The sequence below is a fragment of the Vibrio sp. 10N.222.49.C9 genome, from assembly GCF_041474985.1.
Classification (GTDB): domain Bacteria; phylum Pseudomonadota; class Gammaproteobacteria; order Enterobacterales; family Vibrionaceae; genus Vibrio; species Vibrio crassostreae_C.
The window spans coordinates 1-237 of sequence record NZ_JBFRVD010001474.1 but is presented as its reverse complement, the minus strand read 5'-3'; the positions used below and the strand labels follow the sequence as shown (position 1 = coordinate 237).

Annotated in this window: 1 protein-coding gene; it reads left to right on the top strand. The window is 46.0% G+C overall.

The features are described from left to right. Nucleotides 1–237, top strand: a 237-nt coding sequence (locus tag AB4585_RS28825; protein ID WP_372172210.1) for a glycoside hydrolase family 2 TIM barrel-domain containing protein, incomplete at both ends; no start/stop codon positions are given.

The following is a 237-nucleotide window of genomic DNA, read 5'->3' as shown; positions in this document are numbered from 1 at the left end:
TATAAGTATTGGGACGCCTTTCGTCGTTATCCTCGTCTGCAGGGCGGGTTTATCTGGGACTGGGTCGATCAAGGTTTAGTGAAGGTTGATGAAAAAGGCCAGTCTTACTGGGCCTATGGTGGTGACTTTGGCGATACTATTAATGACCGACAATTTTGTATCAATGGATTAGTGTCTCCAGATAGAGTGCCTCATCCAAGTGCATTAGAAGCGAAAAAGGCGCAGCAGTTCATTCAG